Genomic DNA, 15646 nt, shown 5'->3' on the forward strand with positions numbered 1-15646 from the left:
TATCGTTCGCAGCGAGGTGCTTACTGCACTTCTACCGCCAGGCTTTCACTGATCTTTTTCTGCCAAATGGCAGGACCGGTGATGTGGACGGATTCGCCCTTGCTGTCCACCGCGACGGTGACCGGCATGTCTTTGACCTCGAACTCGTAGATCGCTTCCATGCCCAGTTCGGCGAAGGCGACAACGCGCGACTTCTTGATGGCTTGCGCCACCAGGTAAGCAGCACCGCCCACGGCCATCAGGTACACGGCCTTGTAGTCCTTGATCGCTTCGATGGCGGTCGGGCCGCGCTCGGATTTGCCGATCATGCCCAACAGGCCGGTTTGCTTGAGGATCTGGCGGGTGAACTTGTCCATCCGCGTCGCGGTGGTCGGGCCAGCCGGGCCAACCACTTCATCACGCACCGGATCAACCGGGCCGACGTAGTAGATGAAGCGACCCTTGAGGTCCACCGGCAGGGTTTCGCCCCTGTTCAGCATCTCGACCATGCGCTTGTGCGCCGCGTCGCGACCGGTGAGCATCTTGCCGTTGAGCAACACGGTTTCGCCCGGCTTCCAGCTCTGCACGTCTTCCGGGGTCAGGGTGTCGAGGTTGACGCGACGGGCCGATGGACCGGCTTCCCAGACGATTTCCGGGTAGGCATCCAGCGATGGCGCTTCCAGCGACGCAGGGCCCGAACCGTCGAGCACGAAGTGTGCGTGACGGGTGGCGGCGCAGTTGGGGATCATGCACACCGGCAGGGAGGCGGCGTGGGTCGGGTAGTCCATGATCTTCACGTCGAGCACGGTGGTCAGGCCACCCAGGCCCTGGGCGCCGATGCCCAGTTGGTTGACCTTCTCGAACAGCTCCAGGCGCAGCTCTTCAATACGGTTGGAAGGGCCACGCTTTTTCAGCTCGTGGATGTCGATGGATTCCATCAACACTTCCTTGGCCATCACCGCGGCTTTCTCGGCGGTGCCGCCGATGCCGATGCCGAGCATGCCTGGTGGGCACCAGCCGGCGCCCATGGTCGGAACGGTCTTGAGCACCCAGTCGACGATCGAGTCGGACGGGTTGAGCATGGCCATTTTCGACTTGTTCTCGGAACCACCGCCCTTGGCCGCCACGTCCACTTCCACGGTGTTACCCGGAACGATGGAGTAGTGAATCACGGCAGGGGTGTTGTCCTTGGTGTTTTTACGCGCGCCCGCCGGGTCGGCGAGGATCGAAGCGCGCAGGACGTTTTCCGGCAGGTTGTAGGCGCGACGCACGCCTTCGTTGATCATGTCGTCCAGGCCCATGGTGGCGCCATCCCAACGCACGTCCATGCCTACGCGCACGAACACGGTGACGATACCGGTGTCCTGGCAGATCGGGCGATGGCCGGTGGCGCACATGCGCGAGTTGATCAGGATCTGGGCGATGGAGTCACGGGCTGCCGGCGATTCTTCGCGCAGGTAGGCTTCGTGCATGGCCTGGATGAAGTCAACGGGGTGGTAGTAGGAAATGAATTGCAGGGCGTCTGCAACGCTCTGAATCAGGTCGTCTTGCTTGATCACGGTCATGAGTCGCGCTCCTCTATAAGGGAACATTCAATAAAGGTGGCTTCAGTGGTGCATCGGTCGGCTGAAGCCAACTTTCCAAGGCACGCCGTATGGTGCTGGCGCGACGCTAAAAAGGCGCGGCAGTATAACCCGGCACGGTGGCCGATACACCCGACTATGGTCAAACTCTGCCGGGCGTGATTCCCTGTGCAGGCTTTTTTGATCCGAGACCTTGTATGCCTGAACTGTACGTCGGCGAACGCCACTGGTCGGTCTCCACCGGCAGCAACCTGTTGGATGCCCTGAACCAGGCCGGCGTCGCCGTGCCCTACAGTTGCCGCGCCGGCAGTTGCCATGCGTGTCTGGTGCGTTGCCGGGGCGAGGTCGAGGACAAGCAGCCCGATGCTCTGAGCCCGGCGCAACGCCAGGAGGGGTGGCGGCTGGCGTGCCAGTGCCAGGTGAGTGGGGATGTGCGGGTCGAAACGTTTGATCCGCTGCGTGACGGGTTGTCGGCCCAGGTGGTGGGCGTCGATTGGTTGAGCTCGAACGTACTGCGCCTGCGCCTGCAACCGGAGCGCGCCCTGCGTTATCGGGCCGGGCAGCATCTGGTGGTATGGGCGGGGCAGGTGGCGCGGCCTTATTCACTGGCCAGTCTGCCTCAGGAGGATCCTTTCCTGGAGTTTCATCTTGATTGCCGTCAGCCCGGTGAATTCAGCGATCTCGCCCGGCAGTTGCGGGTAGGCGATCGCTTGCGGTTGGGGGAGTTGCGCGGCGGCGCGCTGCACTACGATCCCGACTGGCAAGCCCGACCGCTCTGGCTGCTGGCGTCGGGCACGGGCCTGGGGCCTTTGTGGGGCGTGCTGCGCGAGGCGTTGCGCCAGGATCATCAGGGCGCCATCCGTCTTATTCATCTGGCTCATGATGCTGACGGTCATTACTTGGCCGAGCCCCTGGCCGCGCTGGTCGCGCATCATTCCAACCTGACGGTGGAGCTGTGGACGGCGGCGGAGTTGAACCAGGCATTGGCGCAACTGCGGCTTGTTTCCCGGCAAACGCTGGCCTTGCTCTGCGGGCATCCGGTCAGCGTCGAGGCTTTCTCCAAGCGCCTGTTCCTGGCGGGGCTGCCGCGCAATCAACTGCTGGCCGATGTGTTTCTGCCCCGTGGTTGAGCGCTGAATTCGACGGTCGCCAGATTCGCCATGGGCGGCGCCATCCTCCCACTTGGAATGCAAAAAGCCCCGCCATTCACATGGCGGGGCTTTTGTTTTTCAGCTGTCACTCAGACCTGCGGGTCGCCCACATGCAGAATCTTCATGCCATTGGTGCCACCTGTGGTGTGGTAGCTGTCGCCCTTGGTCAGGATGACCCAGTCGCCTTTCTCTACGACGCCGCGCTTGACCAACTCGTCGATAGCCTTCTGGCTCACTTCGTTCGGTGCCAGCGATGCCGGGTCGAACGGGATGGTGTACACGCCACGGAACAATGCGGCGCGAGCCTGGGCTTCGCGGTGAGGGGTGAACGCATAGATCGGCACCGAGGAACGGATGCGCGACATGATCAACGGCGTGTAGCCACTTTCGGTCAAGGCGATGATCGCCTTCACACCCGGGAAGTGGTTGGCGGTGTACATGGCGGCCAGGGCGATGCTCTGGTCGCAGCTTTCGAACACCTGGCCGATGCGGTGGCTGGAGGTCTTGCTGGTCGGGTGCTTTTCGGCACCGACGCAGATACGCGCCATCGCCTGCACGGCTTCCAGCGGGTACGGGCCGGCAGCACTTTCAGCCGACAGCATCACGGCGTCGGTGTAGTCGAGCACGGCGTTAGCCACGTCGGACACTTCGGCACGGGTTGGCATCGGGTTCTGGATCATCGACTCCATCATCTGGGTCGCCACGATCACTGCTTTGTTGTGGCGGCGCGCGTGCAGGATGATCTTCTTCTGGATACCGATCAGCTCGGCGTCGCCGATTTCCACGCCCAGGTCGCCACGGGCAACCATCACCGCGTCGGAAGCCATGATCAGGCCATCGAGGGTTTCGTCATTGGCCACGGCTTCGGCGCGTTCGATTTTCGCCACCAGCCATGCGGTACCGCCGGCTTCGTCGCGCAGTTTACGGGCGTACTCCATGTCGGCGGCGTCGCGCGGGAAGGACACCGCGAGGTAGTCCACTTCCATTTCGGCGGCGAGCTTGATGTCGGCTTTGTCTTTTTCAGTCAGGGCCGGCGCCGTCAGGCCACCGCCACGACGGTTGATGCCTTTGTGGTCGGACAGCGGACCGCCGATGGTCACGGTGCAGATCAGTTCGGTACCGGTAGCGGTGTCGACGCGCATGACCACACGGCCGTCGTCCAGCAGCAGCTCGTCACCGACGCCGCAGTCCTTGACCAGGTCCGGGTAGTCGATACCCACGACTTGCTGGTTGCCTTCGGTCAGTGGATGGCTGGTGGAGAAAGTGAATGTGTCGCCGATCTTCAGTTCGATTCGTTTGTTGGCGAATTTGGCGATACGGATTTTCGGGCCTTGCAGGTCACCCAGCAGTGCCACGAAGCGGCCGTGCTTGGCGGCCAGGTCACGCACCAGCTTGGCGCGAGCCTTGTGCTCGTCGGGGGTGCCGTGGGAGAAGTTCAGACGGGCAACGTCCAAACCAGCCAGAATCAGCTGTTCGAGGACTTCCGGCGAGTTGCTGGCCGGGCCAAGGGTGGCGACGATTTTGGTACGACGGACGGACATGCACAGACTCCTGAGTTCAAGCGCTGAGGAAGGCTACTATGCTCTTTGGTTGTAGTCATTGTTCGTTTGCACTACTTATCGGCGATTCGCTTGTTTTCGGTTTGCTTGAATGGATGAACATCCTTGAAGATTTTCGGCCTGGTGTCGATACACTGCTCAAGACAGGAGAACCCTCATGCGAATTTTGCTTATTGCTGCCCTCGCCGTCAGCGTTGTTGGCTGTACCCGCTGGTCGATGGACCATCATCTGAATAACGCCTACCGCGCCTATGGGGTTGGTGATTGCGAGCGCGTCACCCTGGAATTGTCCCAGGTCGACCGCGAGAGCCGCACCCGGCGTTATGTGCAGCCGGAGGTTTCGATGTTGCGCGGGCAATGCCTGGAACGGCAGAAACTGTTCGTCGATGCGGTGCAGACCTACCAATTCATCATCAACCAATACCCGTCGAGTGAGTACGCCTACCGTGCACGCGCGAGGCTGGACACGTTGCAGCAACTGGGGCATTACCCTGGCGCAAGTGCCGCTCAGCCAAGGCCGGCCTCGTTGTAAAGATATTCGTCGGGTCCTAACTGGCCCGTCGCCAGTCTTGGGCTATCCTTTGGATGTTCATTTGTACAAGTTTCGACTCGAATGAATGAGAGGCCCGGATTCGGCGGATGTCCAGTGACACAGCGTTGTCTGTTGTCACGCCGAAATCCAGGGAGAGCGAGCGGTTCTGCTCGTTCCGAATCACTGGCACGGCCAGAGTCATGGCCACTGGATGGCGATCTCACCATGTTTACTGACAGACGGATCGAGCGGCACCAGCTACCTTATTTTCTGCAAGTGTTTAATGGCCTTACCGACAAACCCATCGGTTTCTTGGGTAATGTTTCCGAGGATGGGCTGATGTTAATCAGCCAGTTACCCATGATGGTCAACGCGGATTTCAAGTTGCGCTTGAAGATTCCAGGGGTTGACGACACCTTCGATGTCATCGATCTCACGGCGACCTGCCTGTGGAGTCATGAAGATATCAACCCGCGGCATTACGACTCCGGGTTCAGCGTGCTTGAAGCGCCCGAGGAATATGGGCAATTGATCAGCATTTTGTTGCACTACTTCAGTTTTGATCCCTTGCAGGCTTCGGCCTAGACATAGCGCGTTGTCGGCCCGGTCCGGGTGGTTGCCCATGCCGTGGTCGTGCGCTCTTTTTCAGAGCATTCCGGCTTTCTTCCACCCCTGATAGCGTGTCACCAGGGCCGTTCCCAGCTCCGATGGCGTGGTGTCCAACACTGACAGCCCATGGGCCCTCAAGCGGTCGTGCAACTCATCCCGGGTATTGAGGTAATCGACGGTGCCGCTATAGGTGAGTGCCTCCTGCAGCGTCTGTACGGCGGATTGGCGCAGTTGATCGAGTACTTCTTCGCGCAAACTGGCCACCAGCACCCTGTGCTGGCGGCTGATGCGTTTGACGGCAGTCAGCAATGCTTCATCGTCCTCATCCCGCAGGTTGGTGATCACAACCACCAAGGCCCGACGTTTTTGCCGGGCCAGCAGTTGGCTCGCCGCTGCCTGGTAGTCGGCTGTTCGTCGAGTGGTGTCCAGGTCGTATACCGCGTTGAGCAACCGGTTCAACTGGCTGCTGCCCTTCACTGGCGCCAGGTAGCGAGACTGATCGCTGGCAAAGGTGCACAGCCCCACGGCATCTCCCTGGCGCAAGGCAACATAGCTGAGTAACAGGCAGGCGTTGAGGGCGTGGTCAAAATGGGATAGCTCGTCATCCTGGCTGCGCATGCGTCGGCCGCAATCGAGCATGAACACGATCTGTTGATCGCGCTCGTCCTGGTATTCCCGGGCGATGGGCGTGCGTTGTCGCGCGGTGGCTTTCCAGTCGATCTGCCGGAGGCTGTCACCCTCACGAAACTCGCGCAGTTGATGAAACTCCAGCCCCAAACCGCGGCGTTGGCGTTGGCGTACGCCCAGTTGGCTCAGCCAGTTATCCACACCCTGTAGTTGTGCACCGTACAGCCGGGCGAAATCCGGGTAGACACGGATAACATCGCTGGCCTCGATAAAATGCCGTGCCGACCAGAGGCCCAGCGGGCTGGGCACATGGATCTCGCAACGGTCGAAGCTGAAGTGCCCGCGTCGCAGGGGGCGAAGGCGATAACCCAGTTCACTGCGTTCACCCGGGTGCAGTGCGATGGACTGTGGCATGTTCTCCACGGTCAAGCCGTCGGGAACGTGATCGAATACCTCGACCGTCAGCGGCTGGGGGTAGTCATGTTCCAAGGCCAGGCGAACCTCACCCCATCGCCCCAGCGCCAGGCTACCGGGCATCTGCCGTTGCACGCGCGGAGGCCGGCGGCGGCGCTGTCGCATGGCATCCAGCATGGCCAGCAGCAACAGCGCCAGGAGCAAGCCCCAAGCCACTGAATGCAAGGTGTCGGGTACCTTGAACTGCAGCGCTGCTGCAGTGCCGAGCAGTGTGCTCAAGCCCAGCAGTACGCCAAGCCAGGTCAACAGCAGACGGGTCGGTTTCATGGGCAGGTCATTGCCGAGGCGCCGGAATCTGGTCCAGCAACTGCTTGAGTACCTGGTCGACGTCCAGCCCGTCGATGTCCAACTCTGGCGCGATGCGTACACGGTGACGCAGTACCGCGAGGGCGCACCCCTTGATGTCGTCCGGGGTGACGAATTCGCCGCCGCGTAACAACGCCCTGGCGCGGGCGCCGCGTACCAGCGCGATGGACGCCCGGGGACCGGCGCCGATGACCAGTCCGGGCCAGGTGCGGGTGGCTCGCGCCAGGCGCACGGCATAGTCGAGCACCTGTTCATCCAGGGCCAGCTCACTGGCGATCTGCTGCAACCGCAGCACGTCTTCGGCCAGCAGCACCGTGCGCAACGGCTGCACATCCAGCATGTCGGCACGAGAGGAACGCGTGACTTCACGCACCATATCCAGTTCCTGTTGCGCCTGTGGATAGTCCATGCGGACCTTCAGCATGAAACGGTCCAGTTCAGCTTCCGGCAAGGGGTAGGTACCTTCCTGCTCGATGGGGTTCTGGGTCGCCAGCACCATGAACGGCTGGTCGATGAGCAATGCTTCGCCCTCTAGGGTGACTTGCCGCTCCTGCATGGCTTCGAGCAGGGCGGCCTGGGTCTTGGCCGGGGCGCGATTGATTTCGTCGGCGAGTAGAAGGTGGGTGAACACCGGCCCCTTGCGCAGCTTGAATTGTTCGGTATGCAGGTCGTAAACGGCGTGGCCGGTGACATCGCTGGGCATCAGGTCGGGCGTGAACTGGATGCGCGCGAAATCGCCGTCGAAACAACGAGCCAGGGCACGTACCAACAGGGTTTTGCCCAGCCCTGGGACACCTTCGAGCAACACATGACCGCCGGCGATCAGCGCGGTAAGGACATCATCGATCACCTGGTCCTGGCCAATCACGGCCTTGCGCAGTTCTACACGCAGGGACTGGGCCTGCTGGCTGGCACGCTGAAGGGTTTCGCTGGACAGGGCAGGGGCGCTTGGAAAATCGCTCATAGGGCATTCCTGAGTGTTTGCAGGCACGCCACCTGCCGGCTGAAATCGGCGCTGGAAAGCCGCTTTGCCGGGAGTGGGCCGAGGGCCTGGCTGATGACGTGAGTGGGTTGACGCGTCAGGTGTTCAAGCACCCGCCACTGTTCTGTGTTGTCGAGGTGCTCAAAGCCGGGATGCCGCTGCCGGGCGGTGCGCAGGATATCGCGCTGCAGGGCTTGCAACAGCGTGCCTTGGCCGCTGTGACGCAGCAGAAAGTCAGCGCTGGCGTTGAGGTGTTCCAGCAACTGTCGGCGAGCTTTGGGAGCCGGAGGCTGGATAGGCCCTTGGCGCATACCGGCGCGCCAGAGTCCCAGGGCGAGCAGGCTGATGAGCGCCACCAAAGCCTGGGGGAAATACCGGAGTAGCAGGGTGAACAGGTCGTCGAAATCGCTGTTGAACAGCAAGGTCACGGCGGTGCCCTGGCTCAGATACCACAGTAGCCAGGCATTGTCGTGTTTGCCGATAGCCGGGTTTTTCCACAGATCGCTATCGGTGAGCAGCGTCACCCTGCCGCTCCCCAGGTTGAGCTGCATGAGGTGACTCGACCGGGCGCTATTGGCGGAAAATTGCGCCACGTGCTTGGGGTCGATGAGGTTGAAGTCGGTGTCGAAGCTGAAATAGGCCGCGGCGGTTTCATTATCGACATAGAGTTTGGTCAGGTCCGGCGCTGTCTTTTGACGCGCCGATGAGGGCTCTTCAGGTTCGTCACTCAAGGTCTGGTGGATTTGAAGGCGATCGAGCAACAGATCGCCGCTTTTGCCGGTTTCTTCGTCCCACAGTGCCTCGGCCACCAGCAACAGATGGCCGCCGGATCTGACCCAGGCCAGCAGATGCTCGACCTGGCGGGGTGACATGTTGCTGCGTGCGCCCAGTAACAAAAGGCTGTTGCCTTTGGCCGGCAGGCTCCCCAGCCGCTCCAGATTATTGGCCTGTTCCACGGTCAGGCCTTGTTGACGCAGAAAGTGTTCGGCGGCGAGGTAAGGGTTGGTCAGGGCTTCTGGAGAGGGGCCGCGGTCGACCACTTCGTCATAGGGAATGGCTTTGCTCCAGGCGTAAAGCCCGCCCGCGCCGAGCAGGCACGCCAACAGCAGCCCCACCCACAGCAACGGCCGGTTCATCGAGGGCCTCCTGTGTTGAACAGGGAGCGCCAATCACTGCACAGTTTGGACTGGGCCGATATCGGGGGAAGGTGATGGCCGTACGCGAGATTTTGCCAATGACGGGTCAATTCGTCGCTGAAGGCCAGCAGTTGCGGTTGCTGCAACTGGTGAACACGTTCCAGGACCTCGCCTTCGGTGTCGGCGCTTTTGAGCGGCAGGTTGAAGTCATGCAGCAACCGGCTGAGCAGGCCGCGATACAGCAAGCCCAAGGCCTCCCTTGGTTGGGTGGCCCACAGTTGCTCGGCGGCTCTGGCAACATCGTCGGGCAGGGTCTCGGTGCCCAGATCCAGACCGAATAATTGTATGGACACTGGTTGGGTCACCTCGGGGGTGTGACGCGAGCGCCGGCCGACAAAGGTGCGCAGCCATTCGCGATAGCGCCACGCCAGCATGGCCAGGCCGCCCATCAGAAGGCTCCACAACAGGACTTCCAGGCCTTGGGCGATGTGTTTGAAGGTGTCGCTGTTGAGGTTGCCCAGGAGTGCCTTCAGCCAAGCTGGAAGTTTGCCATCACGCTGTGCTGTGTTTTCAGCGGCGGTTTTGTCTTCACCAAAGCGATAGCGCGTGAGGGTCTCCGGGTTCTTGAAGGGGGGCTTGTCCAGCAGCGTCTTGATCGATTGGCTTGCACCTTGGGTGCTCAACGGTTTGTTGGGGGGGGAAGCGTTGGCCATCACAGGGGGGCTGAACGGCAGCAATGTCAGTGCGGTCATCAGTAATAGCAGGGGGACCACGCCGCTCAGGCGTTGGCGAAGACGTCGAAAGACCAGTTCCAGGTCCCAGGCCTCCAGTACGGTACGGCGGTTCAGGTAGAGGCTGAAACCGCAGGCGACATAGATAGGTTCCCAAAACACCAGGATCAGGGCGTAGAAGGTATTACCCAGGTGTTCCAGCCACAGTCCCTCCGACTGTGTCGCCAGGGCCAGGCGTTGCCAGTCCCAGTCCATCTCGAGTTGTTGGGGAATAAATAGATAGAACAGCGCCATGCAGCCGAACCACAGGCCGATCTCCAGGTGCACCCCGACGGTGGTCAACCAGCGTGCTGCACCGGCATTGCGTTGCAGGAGTACGCCCAAGCGCTTTTGGCGAGCCTGGCCACCCAGGCCTTCGAGTTGGCTCACCGGCATGACGAAGCTGCGGCTCAGGCTGAGCCTTCGCCAGGTCAGGCTGGCGAGCAGTTGGCCATTCAGCAGGCGTGGCCACTGGCGCATGGCTTGCCTGAGGCTGGGCGTTTCGCCAAACAGGGCCTTGGACAGGATATACAGCGGCAGGCGGTCGAAGGCCGGCTTCAGCCACCAGAACAGGAACATGACGGTGGACGGGTATTTCCACAGCAGCGCAGTGAGCAGCGCGAACACCGGCAGTGTCATCAGCGCCCAACTGCTCATCAATAGCAGGCGATGTTCCCGGGCCATTAATACGCCCAGGTCCATGGCTTCCCAGGAGGAACGTGGGCGAATCACCACGCTGGCATCACTCAGGCGCATGGCGTGTCCTTCCTGCAAGACTCAGGTACGCGGCCACCAGCAACCACAGGACAGTGCCTGTCAGGTATTTGACCCAAGGGGGGATTCCGGTGCTTGAGGACCAGTAGGCCTCGATAAACGCGGCGATCAGCAGGAACATCATGACGCCGCAGAGCATCTGCACGCTTTGACGGGCTGCCAGCCGCAAGGACTCGCCACGGGACAGGCGCCCGGGCGCAATCAATGCCCAGCCCAGTTGCAAGCCCGCGGCACCGGCGAGGGCGATGGCGCTGAGTTCGAATGCGCCATGGCCGATGACGAACGACCAGAAGGTCTCCCCATAGCCAATTTCGGTCAGGTGCCCTGAGACCGCGCCGATGATCAGGCCGTTGAAAATCAGGAAGAACACACTGCCCAGGCCGAACAGCAAGCCGGCGGCAAACGTCTGGAACGCGATACCGGTGTTGTGCATCACATAGTAGCCAAACATCATCCAGTCCTCGCTGGACGCACGTTCGGCTGCGCGGCCCAGACGACTGGCATCGGGGTCGTACATGCTCTGCATCTCGGCCACCTGCTGGGGGCTGACGATGCTGTAGATCAGGTCTGGAAACAGGTAGACCAGCAGGGCAATACCTATCAGGCTGCCAAAAAACAGCAGGCTGGCAATCAGCACGAAACGCCATTGTTCGCGCACCAGTCGAGGAAAGTCGGCCAGGACGAAACTCAGCACGTTCGCCGCCAATTGGCTGCGATGACGGTACAACTGTTGGTGGCCGCGCAGCGCGAGTTGTTGCAAGGGATCTACCAGGTAACTGCTGTAGCCACGCGCCTGGGCCAAGGCCAGGTGTTGGCACAGTCGCCGGTATTGATGAGGGAAGTCGGCCACATCACTGGCCTTGGCCTTGCCTTGTTCGAGCTGCTTCAGGTGCTCGGCGAAGGCTTGCCATTGAGGTTGGTGGCGGCTTTCAAACAGGCTCTGTTTCATGTTGGCCCCAACAGCCCGCGGGCCACGCCATTGAGTTGCTCCACTGCGCGGGCCGGGGCGACCTGCAAGGGGGTGGCGAGGATCGAGGCCAACTCGTGAACGCGCTCTGCGGACAGTTCACCCTGGCGCTCCGCGAAGCCAAGGATGGCGCGCTGTTCGCTCAGTTCCAGGGCAAAGGGCAGGCGCAGTGCTGGCGCTTGAGGTACCTGGGGGCGTGCAAGAGGCTGTTCGCGATAGATCACCAGCGTGCCGGCGGCGAGGTCGCCCAGACGCTTGAAGTGGGGATGCTGCAGGCAACTGATTGCGCCGAGAAAGTAGCCGAAGGGCAGCATGTCGACAAACCGCAGCAGGTTACGGATCAGTGATGCCGACCAGCCGATCGGGGTGCCGTCGTCTTGTACGACACGCAGGCCCATCACCTGCTTGCCCGGTGAGCAGCCTTGGTTGAGCACCTCGAAGAGCACCATGTACCACCAACTGAGCAGGAACAATAGCAGCGAGCCAAGGCCGATGCCGATGTTGCCAAGCAAGGCCAACGGCACCAGAAGGACACCCATGACCAGCCCGCGCACGACCAGGTCGAAGGCGAACGCCAGCGCGCGTGGCATCAGGCCAGCGGGGCGCAGCGGCAGGTCGATGCCCTCCGGGGTCTCGATCTGGTAGCGGGTGTCCAATGGGGCTGGTGGCATCGCGATCCTTGGCAGTGCTGAGCGTCTGGGAGACACGGATGCTAGCAGTGTCGGCGATGGAAGCAACCTCTCAAGGTTTTGCTGGATGTTTGTACAGCTCATTGGCGCTGGCCTTGGACGTTGTTCAGCGCCTAGACTTTGTCGATCTTCAGTACAGGAATAGCCCGTGACCTCCATTTTCTGGTACGACTATGAAACCACCGGCATCAACCCGCGCAGGGATCGTCCACTTCAGGTAGCCGGTATTCGTACGGACTTCGACCTCAACGAGATTGGAACTGCGGTCAATCTTTATTGTCGGCCCGCTGACGATATCCTGCCCCATCCCGCGGCCTGTGCGATTACCGGCATTACGCCCGGCATTCTCGCGGAAAAAGGCCTGGCCGAAGCCGATTTCATGACCCGGGTACACGCCGAGCTGGCCGCGCCGGGCACTTGCGGCGCCGGTTACAACACCTTGCGGTTCGACGACGAAATGACGCGCTACAGCCTGTATCGCAATTTTTTCGACCCTTACGCGCGGGAATGGCAGGGCGGTAACAGTCGTTGGGATTTGATCGACGTGGTTCGCACCGCCTACGCCCTGCGCCCGGAGGGTTTCGAGTGGCCACAGCAGGATGGGCGCGTCACGCTCAAGCTGGAGCGCCTGACCGAAGCCAATGGTATCGATCATGGCCAGGCTCACGATGCGCTGTCGGATGTGCGCGCCACTATCGCGTTGGCCCGGCTTGTTCGCGAGCGACAACCCAAGTTGTATGCGTGGCTGTTCCAACTGCGCAGTAAACAAAAGGTGATGGATCAGGTGCGCTTGTTACAACCGATGGTGCACATTTCCGGGCGGTTTTCCGCCGAGCGCCATTACCTGGGCGTGGTATTGCCCTTGGCCTGGCATCCGCGCAATCGCAATGCCCTGATCGTCTGCGACCTCGGGCTCGATCCGCAGGGGCTGCTGGACCTCGATGCGCAGGTCTTGCGCCAGCGCTTGTACACCCGCCGTGATGACCTTGCCGAGGGCGAACTGCCGGTGCCGCTGAAGTTGGTGCACATCAACCGTTGTCCGGTGGTCGCTCCCTTGAATGTGTTGCGGGCCGAAGACCGTGAGCGATTGAATCTGGATATGGGGATTTTTCAGGAGCGGGCGCTGCGGCTAACTGACGCACAGGAACTTTGGCGTGATAAGTTGGCAGCCATTTACGCGGAGGAAGACTTTGTACCGAGTACCGACCCCGAACAGCAGCTATACGACGGTTTTATCGGGGATCGTGATCGTCGTTTGTGCGAACAAGTCCGCACCGTTGATCCGGCGCAATTAGCACGCCAGCAATGGCCTTTTGATGATCATCGTTTGCCGGAATTATTATTTCGCTACCGCGCCCGTAACTTCCCCGACACCTTGAGCAGCGAGGAGCAACAACGCTGGAAACTTTTCTGTCAGCAACGTTTGTCAGATCCTGAGTGGGGCGCGCCAAATACCCTTGAGGTATTTAATCTGGCTCGGCAGGAGTTGGCTGTTAGTGCTACGCCGCTTCAGTGTGGGGTGTTGGCGCAGTGGCAGGAATATGCGGATGCTTTAGCGGCTCGGGTGAATCTGTAGTCGCTTTTTATAGAATGTACAGGCAATAAAAAAACGCCAGCAGGCTGGCGTTTTTTATGTGTCGCGTATCAGGCGCAGGCCTGGCGAAGCTTAGCCCAGCAGGGTAGCCCAACCTTCAACCACGTCGCCGCCCCACTTGGCTTTCCACTCTTTCAGCGTTTTGTGGTTGCCACCTTTGGTTTCAATCACTTCGCCGTTGTGCGGGTTTTTGTATTGTTTGACCTTGCGAGCGCGCTTGGTACCGGTAGTTTTCACAGCGCCACGGGGTGCTTTAACTTTCGACTCTGGGTCCAGCAGCGCGATGATGTCACGCAGGGATTTGGAGTATTCACCCATCAGGGTGCGCAATTTGCCTTCGAATTCCAGCTCGGTTTGCAGTTTGTCGTCTTGGGACAGGTTCTTCAAACGGGCCTGCAGCTCTTTGATAGCTTCTTCGGTGGCACGGTATTCGTTGATCAGAGACATGTTGACTACCTTATGTAGAGCGCTGATTGACAGGGAGAGTGGCCCAATAATAGTCAGACAGTTTGCCCAAGTAAACATTTAAGGGCGTATTTAGGTGAATTACTTTGAAAGTTTGTGGCAAACCTAGGCGATCGAGTTAATTAATAGGTCATAGGCCCGAGGATAATCTCGTTGCAACTCGCAGAATAGCTGGAAGGTGATGCGCTAGATTCATATAGGGGGGTAAACCCTTAGGCTATGTAAGGCGCATGGGGCGAGCCAGCGATCAGAATAAGCGTTAACGAATACTGCAGTTTTTCTGCGCAATCGCTAGAATGGCGGCCTTTGCGAAGTTCTGGAGTTCCCCCCTAATGCGCACTTTTCGGCTGGTGATTGCTTGCCCGGACCGGGTCGGCATCGTTGCCAAAGTCAGTAACTTTCTGGCCTCCCACAACGGTTGGATCACTGAGGCGAGCCATCACTCGGACAATCTCAGCGGTTGGTTCTTCATGCGTCACGAAATTCGTGCCGATACGTTGCCCTTTGGCCTCGAGGCTTTCCGTGAGGCCTTTGCGCCGATCGCCGAAGAGTTCTCGATGACGTGGCGCATCACCGACACCGAGCAGAAAAAACGCGTGGTGCTGATGGCCAGTCGCGAGTCTCACTGCCTGGCGGATTTATTGCACCGTTGGCACAGCGATGAACTGGACTGCGAGATCGCTTGTGTGATTTCCAACCATGACGACCTGCGCAGCATGGTCGAGTGGCATGGCATCCCCTACTACCACGTGCCGGTCAACCCGCAGGACAAGGAACCGGCCTTCGCCGAAGTGAATCGACTGGTCAAGCAACACGAAGCCGACGTCGTGGTACTGGCGCGCTACATGCAAATCCTGCCGCCGGAACTGTGCCGCGAATATGCCGGCAAGGTGATCAATATTCACCACAGCTTCCTGCCGTCGTTTGTCGGTGCCAAGCCCTACCATCAGGCGTCCCTGCGTGGCGTGAAGTTGATCGGCGCAACCTGCCATTACGTTACCGAAGAGCTGGACGCTGGTCCTATCATCGAGCAGGACGTGGTGCGCGTCAGCCATAGCGACAGTATCGAAGACATGGTGCGTTTCGGCCGTGACGTGGAGAAGATGGTGCTTGCCCGTGGCCTGCGTTATCACTTGGAAGACCGCGTGCTGGTGCGCGGCAACAAGACCGTCGTGTTCTGATCAACGCATCATGATTGAAGAATGAAGGGCCTGGGCGTTAAATCGTCCCAGGCCTTTTTTTGATCCGCACGACAGGACACACCCATGACCGACCCACTCGATAAAGCCACGTCCAGGGCGCCCGCTACGTTGGGCGAGGGGTGTCTGAGTCGCTATGACCCGGACGCGCTGGATGCCGAGGACGGTACTGACTTTCCAGGTGCAGCCCAATTGTGGGAGCAATTGCAGGAACTTCCCGGCGCCCCTGAAAAAGACGCTTGAGCATAGG

General features: G+C 60.4%; 15 protein-coding genes. 6 read left to right on the forward strand and 9 right to left on the reverse strand.

Annotated elements, in window-relative coordinates; all coding sequences use genetic code 11:
- Window positions 1-20: 20 nt before the first annotated feature.
- A complete protein-coding gene (locus tag ACLH0J_RS10280) occupies window positions 21-1544 on the reverse strand; it encodes a fumarate hydratase (RefSeq protein WP_411391885.1) in 1524 nt (507 codons plus the stop codon).
- 215 nt (window positions 1545-1759) lie between these two features.
- Between ACLH0J_RS10280 and ACLH0J_RS10285 the strand changes: the two genes are divergently transcribed.
- Complete coding sequence (locus ACLH0J_RS10285) at window positions 1760-2692, forward strand: iron-sulfur-binding ferredoxin reductase (RefSeq protein WP_411391886.1); 933 nt, start codon at window positions 1760-1762, stop codon at window positions 2690-2692.
- A gap of 110 nt (window positions 2693-2802) precedes the next feature.
- Here the strand turns inward: ACLH0J_RS10285 and pyk are convergent, their stop codons facing one another.
- Window positions 2803-4254 carry a pyruvate kinase gene (pyk, locus tag ACLH0J_RS10290; RefSeq protein ID WP_411391887.1) on the reverse strand — a complete coding sequence of 484 codons (1452 nt, stop codon included), beginning with the start codon at window positions 4252-4254 and terminating at the stop codon, window positions 2803-2805.
- A 175-nt stretch (window positions 4255-4429) separates the two neighbouring features.
- On the opposite strand from pyk, the gene ACLH0J_RS10295 reads away from it, so the two are divergent.
- Both ACLH0J_RS10295 and ACLH0J_RS10300 read left to right on the forward strand, forming a co-directional pair.
- Window positions 4430-4804 carry a tetratricopeptide repeat protein gene (locus ACLH0J_RS10295; protein WP_411391888.1) on the forward strand — a complete coding sequence of 125 codons (375 nt, stop codon included), beginning with the start codon at window positions 4430-4432 and terminating at the stop codon, window positions 4802-4804.
- Between the two features lie 225 nt (window positions 4805-5029).
- On the forward strand, window positions 5030-5389 hold the full coding sequence (locus ACLH0J_RS10300) for a PilZ domain-containing protein (protein ID WP_411391889.1): 360 nt from the start codon (window positions 5030-5032) through the stop codon (window positions 5387-5389).
- A gap of 60 nt (window positions 5390-5449) precedes the next feature.
- Here the strand turns inward: ACLH0J_RS10300 and ACLH0J_RS10305 are convergent, their stop codons facing one another.
- The 6 genes from ACLH0J_RS10305 to ACLH0J_RS10330 are packed head-to-tail and all read right to left on the reverse strand — an operon-like array spanning window position 5450 to window position 12120.
- Window positions 5450-6781 carry a DUF58 domain-containing protein gene (locus ACLH0J_RS10305; RefSeq protein ID WP_411391890.1) on the reverse strand — a complete coding sequence of 444 codons (1332 nt, stop codon included), beginning with the start codon at window positions 6779-6781 and terminating at the stop codon, window positions 5450-5452.
- Window positions 6782-6788: 7 nt separating this feature from the next.
- A complete protein-coding gene (locus ACLH0J_RS10310) occupies window positions 6789-7784 on the reverse strand; it encodes an AAA family ATPase (protein ID WP_411391891.1) in 996 nt (331 codons plus the stop codon).
- On the reverse strand, window positions 7781-8938 hold the full coding sequence (locus ACLH0J_RS10315) for a DUF4350 domain-containing protein (protein WP_411391892.1): 1158 nt from the start codon (window positions 8936-8938) through the stop codon (window positions 7781-7783). Before ACLH0J_RS10315 ends, ACLH0J_RS10310 begins: the two co-directional genes overlap by 4 nt.
- Window positions 8935-10464, reverse strand: coding sequence for a DUF4129 domain-containing protein (locus ACLH0J_RS10320; protein ID WP_411391893.1), 1530 nt, complete (start codon window positions 10462-10464; stop codon window positions 8935-8937). Before ACLH0J_RS10320 ends, ACLH0J_RS10315 begins: the two co-directional genes overlap by 4 nt.
- Window positions 10451-11431 (reverse strand): stage II sporulation protein M, encoded by a 981-nt coding sequence (locus tag ACLH0J_RS10325; protein WP_411391894.1) that lies wholly within the window; start codon window positions 11429-11431, stop codon window positions 10451-10453. The genes ACLH0J_RS10320 and ACLH0J_RS10325 overlap by 14 nt, the downstream gene beginning before the upstream one ends.
- Window positions 11428-12120 carry an RDD family protein gene (locus tag ACLH0J_RS10330; RefSeq protein WP_411391895.1) on the reverse strand — a complete coding sequence of 231 codons (693 nt, stop codon included), beginning with the start codon at window positions 12118-12120 and terminating at the stop codon, window positions 11428-11430. The genes ACLH0J_RS10325 and ACLH0J_RS10330 overlap by 4 nt, the downstream gene beginning before the upstream one ends.
- Before the next feature lie 166 nt (window positions 12121-12286).
- Here ACLH0J_RS10330 and sbcB point away from each other — a divergent pair, with 166 nt between their 5' ends.
- The gene (gene sbcB, locus ACLH0J_RS10335) at window positions 12287-13714 is read left to right on the forward strand and encodes an exodeoxyribonuclease I (protein WP_411391896.1); all 1428 of its coding nucleotides are present in this window, start codon (window positions 12287-12289) and stop codon (window positions 13712-13714) included.
- 90 nt (window positions 13715-13804) lie between these two features.
- Here sbcB and mvaT read toward each other — a convergent pair whose 3' ends face one another.
- Window positions 13805-14179: a histone-like nucleoid-structuring protein MvaT gene (gene mvaT / locus ACLH0J_RS10340; RefSeq protein WP_005790963.1), complete on the reverse strand. Its 375-nt coding sequence runs from the start codon at window positions 14177-14179 to the stop codon at window positions 13805-13807.
- Between the two features lie 350 nt (window positions 14180-14529).
- Between mvaT and purU the strand changes: the two genes are divergently transcribed.
- Together purU and ACLH0J_RS10350 are read left to right on the forward strand one after the other, a co-directional pair.
- Window positions 14530-15378, forward strand: coding sequence for a formyltetrahydrofolate deformylase (gene purU / locus ACLH0J_RS10345; protein WP_411391897.1), 849 nt, complete (start codon window positions 14530-14532; stop codon window positions 15376-15378).
- Between the two features lie 84 nt (window positions 15379-15462).
- Window positions 15463-15639 (forward strand): hypothetical protein, encoded by a 177-nt coding sequence (locus tag ACLH0J_RS10350; RefSeq protein ID WP_411391898.1) that lies wholly within the window; start codon window positions 15463-15465, stop codon window positions 15637-15639.
- The last annotated feature ends 7 nt before the right edge of the window (window positions 15640-15646 follow it).

The organism is Pseudomonas sp. MPB23 (assembly GCF_046605395.1).
In the GTDB taxonomy this organism is placed as follows: Bacteria; Pseudomonadota; Gammaproteobacteria; order Pseudomonadales; family Pseudomonadaceae; genus Aquipseudomonas.

Coding starts and splice junctions, on each gene's coding strand:
- ACLH0J_RS10300 (WP_411391889.1), top strand. CDS start 5,030: ATGTTTACTGACAGACGGATCGAGCGGCACCAGCTACCTTATTTTCTG.
- ACLH0J_RS10330 (WP_411391895.1), bottom strand. CDS start 12,120: ATGCCACCAGCCCCATTGGACACCCGCTACCAGATCGAGACCCCGGAG.
- ACLH0J_RS10350 (WP_411391898.1), top strand. CDS start 15,463: ATGACCGACCCACTCGATAAAGCCACGTCCAGGGCGCCCGCTACGTTG.
- ACLH0J_RS10280 (WP_411391885.1), bottom strand. CDS start 1,544: ATGACCGTGATCAAGCAAGACGACCTGATTCAGAGCGTTGCAGACGCC.
- ACLH0J_RS10295 (WP_411391888.1), top strand. CDS start 4,430: ATGCGAATTTTGCTTATTGCTGCCCTCGCCGTCAGCGTTGTTGGCTGT.
- ACLH0J_RS10315 (WP_411391892.1), bottom strand. CDS start 8,938: ATGAACCGGCCGTTGCTGTGGGTGGGGCTGCTGTTGGCGTGCCTGCTC.
- pyk (WP_411391887.1), bottom strand. CDS start 4,254: ATGTCCGTCCGTCGTACCAAAATCGTCGCCACCCTTGGCCCGGCCAGC.
- ACLH0J_RS10310 (WP_411391891.1), bottom strand. CDS start 7,784: ATGAGCGATTTTCCAAGCGCCCCTGCCCTGTCCAGCGAAACCCTTCAG.
- ACLH0J_RS10320 (WP_411391893.1), bottom strand. CDS start 10,464: ATGCGCCTGAGTGATGCCAGCGTGGTGATTCGCCCACGTTCCTCCTGG.
- purU (WP_411391897.1), top strand. CDS start 14,530: ATGCGCACTTTTCGGCTGGTGATTGCTTGCCCGGACCGGGTCGGCATC.
- ACLH0J_RS10285 (WP_411391886.1), top strand. CDS start 1,760: ATGCCTGAACTGTACGTCGGCGAACGCCACTGGTCGGTCTCCACCGGC.
- mvaT (WP_005790963.1), bottom strand. CDS start 14,179: ATGTCTCTGATCAACGAATACCGTGCCACCGAAGAAGCTATCAAAGAG.
- ACLH0J_RS10325 (WP_411391894.1), bottom strand. CDS start 11,431: ATGAAACAGAGCCTGTTTGAAAGCCGCCACCAACCTCAATGGCAAGCC.
- ACLH0J_RS10305 (WP_411391890.1), bottom strand. CDS start 6,781: ATGAAACCGACCCGTCTGCTGTTGACCTGGCTTGGCGTACTGCTGGGC.